12 protein-coding genes are annotated in these 14,205 nt (G+C 75.1%); 3 read left to right on the forward strand and 9 right to left on the reverse strand.

The window, feature by feature from the left end:
- Positions 1 to 37: 37 nt before the first annotated feature.
- The 4 genes from ACRYM2_RS10800 to ACRYM2_RS10815 all read right to left on the reverse strand — a co-directional run bounded on the left by ACRYM2_RS10800 (position 38) and on the right by ACRYM2_RS10815 (position 5,657).
- Positions 38 to 1,657, reverse strand: coding sequence for an ATP-binding SpoIIE family protein phosphatase (locus tag ACRYM2_RS10800; protein WP_432522209.1), 1,620 nt, complete (start codon positions 1,655 to 1,657; stop codon positions 38 to 40).
- A gap of 80 nt (positions 1,658 to 1,737) precedes the next feature.
- Positions 1,738 to 2,598: an SDR family NAD(P)-dependent oxidoreductase gene (locus ACRYM2_RS10805; RefSeq protein WP_432522212.1), complete on the reverse strand. Its 861-nt coding sequence runs from the start codon at positions 2,596 to 2,598 to the stop codon at positions 1,738 to 1,740.
- 11 nt (positions 2,599 to 2,609) lie between these two features.
- A complete protein-coding gene (locus ACRYM2_RS10810) occupies positions 2,610 to 3,887 on the reverse strand; it encodes an MFS transporter (RefSeq protein WP_432522213.1) in 1,278 nt (425 codons plus the stop codon).
- A gap of 72 nt (positions 3,888 to 3,959) precedes the next feature.
- Positions 3,960 to 5,657: an EAL domain-containing protein gene (locus ACRYM2_RS10815; protein WP_432522215.1), complete on the reverse strand. Its 1,698-nt coding sequence runs from the start codon at positions 5,655 to 5,657 to the stop codon at positions 3,960 to 3,962.
- Between the two features lie 165 nt (positions 5,658 to 5,822).
- On the opposite strand from ACRYM2_RS10815, the gene ACRYM2_RS10820 reads away from it, so the two are divergent.
- The 3 genes from ACRYM2_RS10820 to ACRYM2_RS10830 all read left to right on the forward strand — a co-directional run bounded on the left by ACRYM2_RS10820 (position 5,823) and on the right by ACRYM2_RS10830 (position 10,081).
- A complete protein-coding gene (locus ACRYM2_RS10820; RefSeq protein ID WP_432522217.1) occupies positions 5,823 to 6,668 on the forward strand; it encodes an MIP/aquaporin family protein in 846 nt (281 codons plus the stop codon).
- Positions 6,669 to 6,703: 35 nt separating this feature from the next.
- Positions 6,704 to 8,236: a glycerol kinase GlpK gene (glpK, locus tag ACRYM2_RS10825; protein ID WP_432522219.1), complete on the forward strand. Its 1,533-nt coding sequence runs from the start codon at positions 6,704 to 6,706 to the stop codon at positions 8,234 to 8,236.
- Positions 8,237 to 8,425: 189 nt separating this feature from the next.
- Positions 8,426 to 10,081: a glycerol-3-phosphate dehydrogenase/oxidase gene (locus ACRYM2_RS10830; RefSeq protein ID WP_432522285.1), complete on the forward strand. Its 1,656-nt coding sequence runs from the start codon at positions 8,426 to 8,428 to the stop codon at positions 10,079 to 10,081.
- 57 nt (positions 10,082 to 10,138) lie between these two features.
- On the opposite strand, the gene ACRYM2_RS10835 is transcribed toward ACRYM2_RS10830, so the two are convergent.
- The 5 genes from ACRYM2_RS10835 to ACRYM2_RS10855 form a co-directional block, all read right to left on the reverse strand.
- The gene (locus ACRYM2_RS10835) at positions 10,139 to 10,927 is read right to left on the reverse strand and encodes an amino acid ABC transporter ATP-binding protein (RefSeq protein WP_432522221.1); all 789 of its coding nucleotides are present in this window, start codon (positions 10,925 to 10,927) and stop codon (positions 10,139 to 10,141) included.
- Positions 10,924 to 11,592, reverse strand: coding sequence for an amino acid ABC transporter permease (locus ACRYM2_RS10840; RefSeq protein ID WP_432522223.1), 669 nt, complete (start codon positions 11,590 to 11,592; stop codon positions 10,924 to 10,926). Before ACRYM2_RS10840 ends, ACRYM2_RS10835 begins: the two co-directional genes overlap by 4 nt.
- Before the next feature lie 38 nt (positions 11,593 to 11,630).
- On the reverse strand, positions 11,631 to 12,434 hold the full coding sequence (locus ACRYM2_RS10845; RefSeq protein ID WP_432522225.1) for a transporter substrate-binding domain-containing protein: 804 nt from the start codon (positions 12,432 to 12,434) through the stop codon (positions 11,631 to 11,633).
- Positions 12,435 to 12,554: 120 nt separating this feature from the next.
- Positions 12,555 to 13,331: an ATP-binding cassette domain-containing protein gene (locus ACRYM2_RS10850; RefSeq protein ID WP_432522227.1), complete on the reverse strand. Its 777-nt coding sequence runs from the start codon at positions 13,329 to 13,331 to the stop codon at positions 12,555 to 12,557.
- Positions 13,321 to 14,103, reverse strand: coding sequence for an ABC transporter ATP-binding protein (locus tag ACRYM2_RS10855; RefSeq protein WP_432522287.1), 783 nt, complete (start codon positions 14,101 to 14,103; stop codon positions 13,321 to 13,323). Before ACRYM2_RS10855 ends, ACRYM2_RS10850 begins: the two co-directional genes overlap by 11 nt.
- Between the last annotated feature and the right edge of the window lie 102 nt (positions 14,104 to 14,205).

A 14,205-nucleotide genomic window follows, 5' to 3' on the forward strand; every position in this document is an offset into this window, starting at 1 on the left:
GTCCCGGCCCCGCGGGGCCGGGACGGGCGCCGGCCGGTCAGCCCACGAGCAGGTCGGCCCAGACGGTCTTGCCCTCACCGCGCGGCGCGACCCACCAGCGCTGCGCGATGAGCTCGACGATGTGCATCCCGCGCCCGCCGGTGGCCTCCTCGCCGGACTCGCGCGGGCGGGGGTGCTGGGTGGACAGGTCCTCCACGCCGACGCACAGCAGAGACTCGCCGACCTCGTGGCGCAGCGTCAGCGCCGCGGGGCAGCCGGTGTGCACGAGGGCGTTGGTGACGAGCTCGGAGACGACGAGCTCGGCCGCGTCGACCGTCTCCGCGAGGTCCCAGGCGCCCAGCGTGTCGCGCAGGTGCTCGCGGGCGGCGCGCACGGCCCGCGCGTCGCTGGGCAGCTGCAGGCGCGTCTCGCGGGTGCCCGGCAGCGGTCCGGTGTAGTCGACGACGAGCAGGGCCGCGTCGTCGGAGCCCTGGCGCCTGGCGGGGTCGAGGACGGCGTCGGCGACGACGTCGGCGGGAGCGCCCGCGTGCCGCAGCAGCGTCCGCTCCAGCGCGTCCTCGCCGTCGTCGCTCTCGTCGTGCGGCCACTCCACCACCCCGTCGGTGTGCAGCAGCAGCCGCGCGGCGCCGTGCAGGCGGTGGCGGGCCTCGGGGAAGACCGCCTCCTCCTGCACGCCCAGCGGCGGCCCCGGGTCGACCTCCAGGGAGCGCGGGTGCCCGGGGGCGAACAGCAGGGGGGCGGGGTGGCCGGCGCTGGCGACGACGAGCTCGCCGGTCCCCTCGTCGAGGGCGACCAGGCAGCAGGTGGCGAACAGGTCCCCGTCGAAGCTCTGCATGAGGCGGTTGGTGCGCCCCAGCACCGCCGACGGCTCGTGGCCCTCGCTGACGTAGGCGCGCACCGCGGTGCGCACGCGCCCCATGAGGGCCGCGGCGGCGCTGTTGTGGCCCTGCACGTCGCCCATGACCAGCACGGTGGCGCGGTCGGTGACGACGGCGTCGAAGAAGTCGCCGCCGACGTCGGCGCCGTGGGTGCCGGGCAGGTAGCGCGAGGTCAGGCGCACGGCGTCGGTCTGGGGCAGGCGGTGCGGCAGCAGCGCCTGCTGCAGGGAGCGGGCCAGGTCGGCGGCCTGGCGGGCCTGGTGCAGCTGCTCCTCGCGGGCGGTGTCGCGGCGGGCGCGGCGCTCGCGGTCGAAGATGGCGACGACGAGGTCGGCGAGGTCGGCGAGGTCGGCGCGCCGGGCGTCGTCGAGCTCGCCCGGCTCGGAGTCGAAGACGCACAGCGTGCCGAGCGCGTGGCCGTCGGGGGTCAGCAGCGGTGCGGCCGCGTAGGCGCGCACCAGGCCCATGCGGCCGTCCACCCACGGGTTGGCGGCGAAGCGGACGTCGCGGCGGGCGTCGGCGGTGTGCACGGCCCCGCGCACGGCGACGGAGTAGGTGCACATGGAGTCCTCGCGGGCGCAGTCGGCCCGGTCGAAGCCCTCGCTGGCCAGCTGGCGCTGCAGGTGCTCGTCGATGATGTTGACGACGGCGTTGGGCAGCCCGGTCAGCCGGGTGGCCAGCCGCACCACCGCCTGCAGCTCGTGGGGCGGGGGCGCGGAGACGTCGACGTAGTCGCGCAGCACGGTCAGCCGGGCGCGCTCGGCCTGCTGGGGAGCCACCTCGGTGGTTCCTGCCGAGGCAGCAGTGTTCACTCCTCCAAGTTACGCCATGACTACGCTCTGTGTTCTAGAACGCGGGTTCAGCCGTCCGCGCCGGGGTGGCGGCGCCGCGCGCCGGAGGGGGCGGCGTTCCACACGGCGCTCACCAGGCGCCGCGGGGCCACGTCCAGCAGCGCCGAGACCGCCTTCCAGCGCCGGGTGGGCACGCTGACGGGGCGCCCGGCGAACATGTCGTCCAGGGCGGCGTCGACGACCTCGTCGATGTCCAGCCAGATGCGGCTGGACAGCGCCGAGCTGCCGCCCGAGCGCATCCCCGAGCGGGCGTGGAACTCCGTGCGCACGTAGCCGGGCTCGACGACGGTCGCGCCGACGCCGGTGCCGCGCAGCTCGCCGGCCAGGGTCTCGGTCAGGACGATGACGTAGGCCTTGGCCGCCGAGTAGTGCCCGCCGCCGGGCACGAGCCCGGCGACCGAGCCGACGTTGAGCACGTGCCCGTGCCCGCGGGCGACCATGGCCCCGGCCGCGGCCCGCGAGAGCACCAGCACCGCGCGGCACAGCACGTCGAACATGCGCTCGTGGTCGGCCAGGTCGCCGTCGCGGAAGCGCTGCTTGAGGCCGAACCCCGCGTTGTTGACCAGCACGTCGACGGGGCGGTCCGCGTCGGCGACCCGGTCGGCCACCCGCGCGACAGCGGCCCGGTCGGCGAGGTCGGCCGCGAGCACCTCGACCTGCACGCCGTGCGCCGCGCGCAGCTGCTCGGCGGTCCGCTCCAGCCGCTCGGCGTCGCGGGCCACGAGCACCAGGTCGTGCCCGCGCCGTGCCAGGGAGGTCGCGAACCCCGCTCCCAGGCCGGCGGTCGCCCCGGTCACGAGGGCGGTGGGTCGGCGCGTGCGCCGCGGCGCGGCGCCGGGGGCGTCGGGGGTGCTGGGAGTGCTCGTCACGAGGGGCGAGCCTACGGAACCCGGTCCGCCGCCCGGCCCACCGCCGCCCGGGCGGGGTTCCAGGCCCGCTGCGCCACCAGCGTGCCGAGCGCCGCGACCAGCACGGCGGCGGCGGCCAGCGACAGCGCCGCACGGGGTCCGGAGACGTCGAGCACGCCGCCGGCGACGGCGTTGCCGACGGCCGAGCCCGCGGTGATCGCGGTCGACAGCCACGCCTGCGCCTCCCCCAGGCGGTGGGCGGGGGTGAGCTGGTCGACGAGGCTCTGCGCGGCGATGAGGTTGGGGGAGATGGTCAGCCCGGTGAGGAAGAGCACCGGCACGAGCGCGAGCAGCGGGGCGTCCGCGCCGGCGAGCAGGGCGACGACCACGAGCAGCAGGCCGAAGGCGGTGAGCGTGACCAGCAGCCGGCGCCGGTCGGGGCTGCGCCAGTCGCGGCTGCCGTAGACCAGCCCGCCGACCGCGCTGCCGCCGGCGATGGGGGCGAACATCACGCCGAGGTCGTTGGCCGAGCCGATGAGGTGCTCGGCCAGCCCGGCCAGCGAGACGTCGACGATGCCGAAGCCGATGCTCATCGCGGCCATGACCGCCAGGAGCAGGACGAAGGCGGGGGAGTGCAGCAGCGCCGACGCGCCGCCGGTCCCGTCCCCGCCTGCGCCGTCGGCCCCGCCGTCGGCACCGGGACGCGAGCCCGGCCCGGAGCCGCGCCGGGCGCCGGGCGTGCGCGCGTAGGCCACCGTGCCGCCCACGAGCAGCACGACGGTGACCAGCAGCGGCAGCACCGGCACGTGCAGCAGCAGCAGGGCCGACAGCAGCAGCGGGCCGCCGACGAAGATCGACTCGACGGCGACCGCGTCCAGGGCGTAGCCGCGCCGGCGCCGGCGCTCGTCGGTGACCACCACGCGCCAGGTGGCGCGCATCGCCGGTGACAGCGGGGGGAAGAAGAGCCCGGCCACCAGGGCCAGCGCGGGCAGCACCGCCGCCGGCACCGCCTGCCAGGCCGTGGCCCCGGTGAGCAGCAGCAGCAGCCCGCCGCTGAGCGCGGCGATGGGCAGCAGCACGCGCGGCTGGCCGCGCCGGTCCATCGCCCGGCCCCAGAAGGGCGAGCCGATCGCCAGCCCGACGGCGAAGAGGCCGGTGACCAGGCCCGCCAGCGAGTAGGAGTCCCGCAGCTCGCGCACCAGCAGGACCAGGCCCAGCGGTGCCGTCGCGATGGGGACGCGCGCCACCACCGATGCGACGAAGGGACGTGCCACCAGCGGATCGCGCAGCAGCGCGAAGTACCCCGACATCCTCACCGTTCCTGACGGCGCCGCGACCGTGCAGGCGCTTTCCGGTACCCAGTCTTGCAGGTGCCGAGCTTGTCAGACGGGCCAGATGCGCGCGCAGTGGCCACCGGCGCGGCGGGCCGCCTCGAGGGCGGCGCCGGCCTGCTCGCGGGCCTGGCCCGCGCTGCGGGCCCGCTCGGGCGCCAGGCTCGCGCCGATGCTCAGCCGGACGCCGCGCTCCGGAGCGGTGGAGGGCGAGGACTCCACCGCCAGCAGCAGCGCGTCGGCCACCCGCTCGACGACGGCCTCGCAGCCGCCCGCGGGCAGCCCGGTCAGCAGCACGGCGAAGCGGTCGGCGGCCAGCGGGAACCAGCGGTCGTGCGAGCGGGCGGCGCGGCGGGCGCGGCGGACGACGGCCGCCGGGTCGGCGGTGGCGCCGGCCCGCGCGTCGAGGGCCACGAGCAGCAGCCCGGTCCCGGTGCCGCAGCGGCGGTCCTGGGCGAGGGCGTCGCCCAGCGCCGCGTCCAGCGCCGCGCCCGGCTGCTCGGAGAGCTGCTCGGCGGGCTGCTCGGCGGGCTGCTCGGCGGGCTGCTCGGCGGGCTGCTCGGCCGGCTCGTCGGTGGCCTCGCGGGCCGGGGCCGGGGCCGGGGCGGCGGGCGCGGCGGCGTCGAGCAGACCGCACAGGACGTCGACGACGAGGGAGCGCTCCTGGGAGACGACGACGTCGAGCAGGTCGGCTCCGCCGGTGCCGGGGGCGTCGGCGGCGGGGCGGGCGAGCACGAGGCCGGCGACGTGCGGGCCGAGCGCGGCGACCCCGGAGACGCCGTGCGCGCGCACGTGGCGCACCAGGCACGGTCCGGGGCTGCTCTCGGCCCGGGCCCGCAGGTGGTCGACCATCTCCGCCAGCAGTCGCCGCCCGACGCGGCGCACCGGCCGGCGGGCGGCGGCCAGGTCGAAGGGGGAGCCGGCCGGTGCGCAGGTGGCGCCGCGCTGCAGGCGCAGGCCCGCCCCGGGGCCGTCGGTGGCCGTGGGCCCGTCGGTGGCCGTGCCCAGCACGTGCTCCAGGGCGCCGGGGCGCCCGAACAGCCAGCCCTGGCCGAGGGTGGCGCCGAGGGCGAGGGCGGTCCGCGCGTGCTCCTCGGTCTCCACCCCCTCGGCGAGGACGGTGGTGCCGTCGCGCTCGGCGAGCGCGTCGAGCGCGGCCGCGACGGCGGCCAGGCGGGCACCGCCGGCCGGCAGCAGCCGCAGGTCCACCTTGACGACGTCCGGGCGCACCAGCGCCAGCAGCGCCAGCGCGGCCGGCGTGGCGCCGACGTCGTCGACGGCGACGCCCCAGCCGCGGTGGCGGGCCTGCGCGGCCAGGCGCAGCGCGTGCACCGGTCGGCGGACGAGCAGCTGCTCGGGCAGGTCCAGGACGACGGTGGCGCCGGTGGGCGGGTGGCCCGCCGCGCCGGCGCCGGCCTCGAGGGCCAGGACGTCGGGCGCGCAGTTGAGGAAGAGGGTCCAGCCGGTGCCGAGCCCGTGGCGGGCGGCGGCGCCCAGCGCCGCGCGGCGGCAGGCGGCGTCGAGCTCGGCGGCGCGGCCCAGGGAGCGGGCGGCCTCGAACAGCGGGTGCGGCAGGGCCAGCCCGCTGCCCTCGGGACCGCGGGCCAGGGCCTCCAGGCCGGCGGTCCGGCCGGTGCGCAGGTCGACGACGCGCTGGAAGTGCACGTCGGGTCCGCCGGCGTCGAGCAGCCGCTCCAGCGCCGGGGCAGGGGTGGGCGCCGGCGGGCGGGCGGTGCTCAGCGCGGTCACGCCTCCTGGATCGGCCGAACGGGTGGTGACCTTGAGCGCCCGGTGCCGGCCGTCCCGCAAGCGTTCGACATCGTCGAACGCTCGGCGTTGACGCGGCTGCGGGCCCCTCCTACGTTCCCCCTCGCGGCACCCGAGCCGTTCCACCGACTCAACGAGGAGTTCTGCATGTCCTCCAGCAGTTCCGCGACGTCCGCGCCACCGCGGCCTGCGGTGCGCCGGACCCCCACCCTGGCCGGCGAGCTGCTCGCCGAGTTCGCCGGCACCGCGATCCTCATCCTCTTCGGCGTGGGCGTCGTCGCCCAGGTCGTGGCCGGCCAGAACGGCGGCGACGACTCCATCCACTGGGCCTGGGGCCTCGGCGTGACCTTCGGCATCTACGTGGCGGGCCGCACCACCGGTGCCCACCTGAACCCCGCCGTGACCATCGCGCTGGCCGTCTTCAAGGGCTTCGCCTGGAAGAAGGTCCTGCCCTACTCGGTCGCCCAGTTCCTCGGCGCCTTCGTCGCCGCGCTGATCGTCCGCTGGACCTACGCCGACGCCATCGCCACGGTCGACCCGGGGACGACGTCCGCCACCCAGGGCATCTTCTCGACCCTGCCCGGTGAGGGCGTGAGCATCGGCACCGCGTTCCTCGACCAGGTCGTGGGCACCGCCATCCTCGTCTTCCTCATCTTCGCCATCACCGAGCTGAAGGCCACCCCGCCGGCGGCCAACCTGGCCCCCTTCATCATCGGCCTGGTCGTCGTCGGAATCGGCATGGCCTGGGGCAGCAACGCCGGGTACGCCATCAACCCCGCCCGCGACTTCGGTCCCCGGGTGGCCAGCTTCATCACCGGCTACTCCAGCGCGATGCGCGAACCGGTCGGCGGTGCCTTCTACTTCTGGGTGCCGATCGTGGCGCCCGTCCTGGGCGCCCTCGTCGGCGGTGCGCTGTACCGGGTGCTCGTGGAGCGGCACCTGCCCGAGCAGGACGAGCAGCCGGCCGGCCGCGTGCCGGCCGAGGACGACTGACCACCGACGTTCCCCGAAGCAGAGAGGCGCACAGCATGTCGAACGGAAACGGTCCCCAGTACGTCGGAGCGGTCGACCAGGGCACCACGTCCACCCGGTTCATGGTGTTCGACCACGGCGGCAACGAGGTCGCCAAGTACCAGCTCGAGCACACCCAGATCATGCCCAAGCCGGGCTGGGTCGAGCACGACCCGATCGAGATCTGGGAGCGCACCAGCTCCGTCATCCAGAGCGGCCTGCGCCAGGCGAACCTGGGGGCGGAGGACCTCGCGGCCCTCGGCATCACCAACCAGCGCGAGACGGCCGTGGTGTGGAACCGCCGCACCGGCCGCCCGTACTACAACGCGATCGTCTGGCAGGACACCCGCACCGACCGCCTCGCCGCGGCGCTGGACCGCGACGAGCGCGGGCAGAAGATCCGGCAGAAGACCGGCCTGCCGCCGGCGACGTACTTCTCCGGCGGCAAGGTGCAGTGGATCCTGGAGAACGTCCCCGGGGTGCGCGAGGCCGCCGAGCGCGGTGACGCCGTCTTCGGCAACACCGACTCCTGGCTCATCTGGCACCTGACCGGCGGTGTGCACGGCGGTGTCCACGTCACCGACGTCACCAACGCCAGCCGCACCATGCTCATGGACCTGGAGACGCTGGACTGGGACGACGAGCTGCTGGAGATCTTCGGCATCCCGCGCTCGATGCTGCCGGAGATCAAGCCCTCCTCGTACACGCCCGGGTACGGCACCACCCGGGCCGACGGTCCGCTCGGCGGCGAGGTCCCGCTGACCGGCATCCTCGGCGACCAGCAGTCCGCCATGGTCGGCCAGGTCTGCTTCGACCCGGGCATGGCCAAGAACACCTACGGCACCGGCAACTTCATGCTGCTGAACACCGGCACCGAGCTGGTGCGCTCCAAGGCCGGGCTGCTGTCGACGGTCTGCTACCAGTTCAACGACGACAAGCCCGTCTACGCCCTCGAGGGGTCGATCGCCGTCACCGGCTCGGCCGTGCAGTGGCTGCGCGACCAGCTCGGCATCATCTCCGGTGCGGCGGAGTCGGAGTCGCTGGCCCGCCAGGTGTCCGACTCCGGCGGCTGCTACTTCGTGCCGGCGTTCTCGGGGCTGTTCGCGCCGTACTGGCGCTCCGACGCCCGCGGCGCCATCGTCGGGCTGTCGCGCTACAACACCAACGCCCACATCGCCCGGGCGACGCTGGAGTCGATCTGCTACCAGAGCCGCGACGTCACCGAGGCGATGACCGAGGACTCCGGCGTCCAGGTCGAGGTCCTCAAGGTCGACGGCGGCATCACCGCCAACCAGCTGTGCATGCAGCTGCAGGCCGACGTCCTCGGCGTCCCGGTCTCCAAGCCGGTCGTCGCCGAGACCACCGCGCTGGGCGCCGCCTACGCCGCGGGCCTGGCCGTCGGGTTCTGGCAGAACCTCGACGAGCTGCGCGAGAACTGGAACGAGGGCGCGCGCTGGGAGCCCACCTGGGACGACACCCAGCGCGCCGACGGGTACGCGGGCTGGAAGAAGGCAGTCCAGCGGACCCTGGACTGGGTGGACGTCGACTGACGGCCCCCGCGGCCCCACGAGCACGCCGGGCGCGCGCCGCGCGCGCCCGGCGCGCACCATGGACGGACCACCGGCGAGTCCGGCCGGCGAGTCCGACCGGTACGAGCACGGAACACGAAGACGGCTGAGGAGCAGGACGTGGAGATCAAGGCACTGTCGTCGCAGGCACGGGCGGACGCGCTGCGCGAGATGGCGGAAGGTGAGCTCGACGTCCTCGTCGTCGGCGGCGGTGTCGTCGGGACGGGGGCGGCGCTGGACGCGGTGACCCGGGGTCTGCGGACCGCGCTGGTCGAGGCGCGCGACTGGGCGTCGGGGACGTCGAGCCGCTCCTCCAAGCTTGTCCACGGCGGCCTGCGCTACCTGGAGATGCTCGACTTCGCCCTCGTCCACGAGGCGCTGTCCGAGCGCGGACTGCTGCGCAACAAGCTGGCCCCGCACCTGGTGAAGCCGGTGCCGTTCCTGTACCCGCTCTCCAAGCGGTTCACCGAGCGCCCCTACGTCGGCTCCGGTGTCGCGCTGTACGACGCCATGGCGCTCTCGGGCGGCAACAACAAGGGCTTCCCGCTGCACCGCCACCTGACGCGCAAGGGGGTGCAGCGCGAGGCCCCCGGCATCCGCCGCGACGCGATGGTCGGCGCCATCCAGTACTACGACGGGCAGGTCGACGACGCCCGGCACACGATGACGATCGCGCGCACCGCCGCCACCTACGGCGCGCTCGTCGCCAACCGCACCCGCGTCAAGGAGTTCCTGCGCGAGGGGGAGCGCGTGGTGGGGGCGGTCCTGGTCGACCTGGAGTCCGGCACCGAGATCCGCGTCCGCAGCAAGCAGGTCATCAACGCGACCGGTGTGTGGACCGACGAGACGCAGGCCCTGGTCAACGCCCGCGGGCAGTTCAAGGTGCGCGCCTCCAAGGGCATCCACCTCGTCGTGCCGCGCGACCGCATCCAGTCCCGCACCGGGGTCATCCTGCGCACCGAGAAGTCGGTGCTGTTCATCATCCCGTGGGGCCGGCACTGGATCATCGGCACCACCGACACCGAGTGGGAGCTGGACAAGGCCCACCCGGCCGCGACGAGCGCCGACATCGACTACGTGCTCGAGCACGCGAACTCGGTGCTGAAGTCCCCGCTGACCCGCGAGGACGTCGAGGGCGTCTACGCCGGGCTGCGCCCGCTGCTGTCGGGGGAGTCGGAGTCCACCTCCAAGCTCTCGCGCGAGCACGTCGTCGGCCACCCCGTGCCCGGTCTGGTCGTCGTCGCCGGCGGCAAGTACACGACGTACCGCGTCATGGCCAAGGACGCCGTGGACGTCGCCGTCGACGGCCTGGACGGCAAGGTGCCGGAGTCCACGACGCAGGACGTCCCGCTCGTGGGCGCCGAGGGGTACCACGCGCTGTGGAACCAGCGCCACGTGCTGGCGGCCAGGGCCGGCATCCACGTCGACCACGTCGAGCACCTGCTCAACCGCTACGGCTCGGCGGTCGACGAGGTCCTCGCGCTCATCGCCGCCGACCCCTCGCTCGGCGAGGTGCTGCCGCACGCGGACGACTACCTCAAGGCGGAGGTCGTCTACGCGGCCACCCACGAGGGCGCCCGCCACCTCGACGACGTCCTCGCCCGCCGCACCCGCATCTCCATCGAGACCTACGACCGCGGCACCGAGAGCGCCGAGCTCGTGGCCGAGCTCGTGGGCGGGGCGCTGGGCTGGGACGCCGAGCGCCGCGCCACCGAGGTCAAGACCTACCTGGAGCGCGTGGCCGCCGAGCGCGCCTCGCAGGAGCAGCCCGACGACGCCTCCGCCGACGCCGTGCGGCTGCAGGCCCCGGAGATCGTCCCGGTCTGAGCGGTCGGCCGCCCGGCCCCGCCGGCCACCCCGCGGGGTGGCCGGCGGGGCGCCGCCTCAGATGGGGTCGACCAGGCGGCGCAGGAACCGGCGGGTGCGCTCCTCGCGCGGGTCCTCCAGCACGGCCGCGGGCGGGCCCTGCTCGACGATGACGCCGCCGTCGAGGAAGAGGACCTGGTCGGCCACCCGCCGCGCGAAGCGCATCTCGTGGGTGACCACGACCATCGTCCAGCCCTGGTCGGCCAGGTCCTTCATCACCGCCAGCACCTCGCCGACCAGCTCGGGGTCGAGCGCGGAGGTCGGCTCGTCGAAGAGCACGATCTGCGGGCGGATCGCCAGGGCGCGGGCGATGCCCACCCGCTGCTGCTGGCCGCCGGACAGCTGGGAGGGGTGCTGCTCGGCCTTCTCGGCCAGCCCCACCCGCTCCAGCAGCACCATCGCGTCGGCGCGCGCCTGCTCGCGCGGGCGGCCCTGCACGACGACGGGCCCCTCCATGACGTTGGCCAGCACGCTCAGGTGCGGGAAGAGGTTGTGGCTCTGGAAGACCATGCCGCTCTGGGCGCGCAACCGGGTCGCGGCCCGCTGCAGGGCCCGCCCGCGCAGCGCGGGGGAGAACTCGACGGCGACGTCCCCGATGCGCACGGTGCCCGCGTCGGGCACCTCCAGGGCGTTGAGGGAGCGCAGCACCGTCGTCTTGCCGGAGCCGGAGGGGCCGATGAGGACGGTGACCGTCCCCGCGGCCGCGCTCGCGTCGATGCCCCGCAGCACCTCGTGGTCCCCGAAGGACTTGCGCAGCCCGCGGACCTCCAGCAGCGCCTCGCCGCTCACCCCGTCCACCCCGCTCACCGGGCCACGTGCTTGTTCAGGCGCGTCTCCGCGCGGGTCTGGGCGAAGGACAGCACGAGGCAGACCACCCAGTAGTAGACCGCCGCGACGCCGTAGAGGGCGAAGAACTCGTAGGTGGGCGCCGCGATCTCCGACGCCTTCCGCAGCAGCTCGACCACCTGGATGCTCGAGGCCAGCGAGGTGTCCTTGACCAGCGAGATGAGCGTGTTCGACAGCGGCGGCACCGCGACCCGCGCGGCCTGCGGCAGCACGATGCGGCGCATCGTCGTCGCGTAGCCCATGCCGATCGTCAGCGCGGCCTCGGTCTGACCCCGGGGCACCGCGAGGATCGCCGAGCGGATGACCTCGGAGGCGTAGCCGCCCACGTTGAGGCTGAAGGCGACGACCGCGCTGGGGAACGGGTCCCACGTGGCCCCGAACTCCGGCAGGGCGTAGTAGATGAGGAACAGCTGCACCAGCAGCGGCGTCCCGCGGATGATCGAGACGTAGAAGCGGGCGACCGCCCGCAGGACGCCGATGCTGGACAGCCGCATGAGGGCGACCAGGAGCGCCAGGACCAGGCCGAGCGCGAAGCTGGCGGCCGTCAGCGGGATGGTGCCCCGCACCGTCCCGCTGAGCAGCGGGCCCAGCGAGTCCAGCACCAGCTGCCAGGTGCCCTGGTCCACGCGCCGCCCCCCTCGCCCTCAGCCGTGCCCGGTCGTGCTCAGCCGGCGGCCGGGCCGGAGACGTCCTGGCCGAACCACGTGGTGGAGATCTCCGCCAGGGTGCCGTCGGCGCGCAGCGCGTCGAGGGCCTCGCTGACCTGCTGGGCGGTCTCCGCCTCGTCCTTGCGGAAGACGAAGCCCTGCTCGGTGGTGTCCGGGGTGGTCGCGGCGATCTTGATGCCGGTGTCGCCGGAGGTCTTCAGGTAGTCCAGGACGGCGAGGTTGTCGTTGATCGTGACGTCGACGCGGCCCTGCTTGAGCAGGGTGACGGCCTGGGTGAGGCCCTCGACGCCCTCGACGGTCGCGCCGGCCTCGGTGGCCGTCTGCGCCCAGTTGCTCGTCGTGGACTGCGCGGACCTCTTGCCCGCCACGTCCGCCAGCGAGGTCACCGACGTGTCGTCGGCGCGGGTCACCACGACACCGGTGGAGACGGTGTACGGGGTGGAGAAGGCGTACTTGGCCTGGCGCTCGGCGGTGATGGAGACCTGGTTGGCGATGCCGTCGTAGCGCTCGGCCTCCATCCCGGCGAACAGCGAGTCCCAGTTGTTCTCGGAGAACTCCACGTCGCGGCCCAGCTGCTCGCCGACGGCCTTGGCGACGTCGATGTCGTAGCCGACGAGCTCGTTGGTCTTCTCGTCGTGGTAGCTGAAGGGCGCGTAGGTGCCCTCGGTCCCGAAGGTCAGCGCCTCCTGGGAGGAGCCCGAGGACCCCGAGCCCTCCGTGCTGGTGTCGCCGCCGCCGCAGGCGGCGAGGAGGCCGGTGAGGGCGAGTGCGCTGACGGTGCCGAGGGTCCTGCGACGCATGGGGCGTGTCCTCCTGGGGGTGGGCGCCCACCGTGGGCGCACCTGAAGGTGCAGCAGCAACCTAGGGGCTGTCCATTCCCGCCGCGCGTCGCGGATCCGCGGCGGGCACCCCGGCCGTGCTCACACCTGCGGGATGCGGCCCAGCCCGTCGGCGACCGGCACCGCCGCCAGCAGCCGCCGCGTGGAGGGCGAGCGCGGCTGCTGCCACAGCTGCTCGGTGGGGCCCTCCTCCACCACGCGGCCGCTGTCCATGACGACGACGCGGTCGGCGACGAGCCGCACGACGGACAGGTCGTGGCTGATGAAGAGCAGCGAGGCCCCCGAGGCGAGCGCGACCCGCCGCAGCAGGGTGGCGACCTGCGCCTGCAGGGAGGCGTCGAGGGAGGCGATGGGCTCGTCGCCGATGAGCAGGTCGGGACCGGTGGCCATCGCCCGCGCGATCGCGATGCGCTGGCGCTGGCCGCCGGAGAACTCGTGCGGGTAGCGCCGGGCCGCGTCCGCGGGCAGCCCCACCTGCTCCAGGAGCTCGGCGGCGGAGGGCGCGGTGCCGGGGTGGGCGGCGCGCCCGTCCTCCAGCTGCGAGCCCACGCGCCGGCGCGGGTTGAGCGAGGCGTAGGGGTTCTGGAAGACCATCTGCAGCCGCACCAGCGGCCGCGGTCGCCGGCGCAGCCCGTTGCGCTCGACCGGGACGCCGTCGAAGACCGCCCGCCCGGAGGTCAGCGGCACCAGCCCGGTCGCGACCTTCGCCAGCGTCGACTTCCCGCAGCCGGAGGGGCCGACGAGGCCGACGACCTCGCCGGCGGCCACGTGCACGCTCGCGCCGTCCAGGGCCCGCACCCGGCGGGCACCGCGCCCGTGCTCGACGACGACGTCCTCCAGCAGCAGCTCACCGGGCACCGTCGGGCCTCCTCGCGCGGTCGGGCAGCGCCTCGACGAGCGAGCGCGTGTAGGGGTGCTGCGGGGTGCGGATCACGTCGCGGCGCGGGCCGTGCTCGACGACCGCGCCGGTGCGCATGACCGCGATCGTGTCGGCCAGCGAGGACATCACCGCCAGGTCGTGGGTGACGAGCAGGACGGCGAGGTCCAGCTCCTCGCACAGCTGCCGCAGCAGCCGCATGATCCCCGCCTGCACGGTCACGTCCAGCGCCGTCGTCGGCTCGTCGGCCACCAGCACCCGCGGCCGGCAGGCGATGGCGATCGCGATGGCGATGCGCTGCAGCTGGCCGCCGGAGAACTCGTGCGGGTAGCGGCGCAGCGCCTGCTCGGGCGAGGGCACCCGCACCTGCTCCAGCACCTCCAGCGCGCGGGCGCGCGCCTGGCGCCGGGACAGCCGCAGGTGGTGGCGCACGTGGTCGGTCAGCTGGCCGCCGATCGAGAGCATGGGGTGCAGGCTGGCCGTGGGGTCCTGGAAGACCATGGCCAGCTCCTTGCCGCGCAGCGCGTTGTGCGCGCGGGCGCCCAGCCCGACCAGCTCGCGCCCGCCGTAGCGGATCGACCCGCTCAGGCACGCGCCCTGCGGCGGCAGGCCCAGCACGGCCATCCCGGTGAGCGTCTTGCCCGAGCCGCTCTCCCCGGCCAGTCCGGTGACCTGCCCGGCGGGCACGTCCAGGTCCACCCCGTCCAGCAGCCGTCGCCCGCCCAGCTCCAGGACCAGGCCGCGGACCGCCAGCCCGCCGCCCCCGCCGCCGGCCCCGCCCGTGCCGGTGGTGGCGCTCGGCCCGGTGGTGGCGCTCGGCCCGGTGGTGGTGGCGGTGGGGGAGTCCTCGTGCGT

The sequence above is a fragment of the Kineococcus aridisoli genome, from assembly GCF_050871885.1.
Taxonomy (GTDB): Bacteria; Actinomycetota; Actinomycetes; order Actinomycetales; family Kineococcaceae; genus Kineococcus.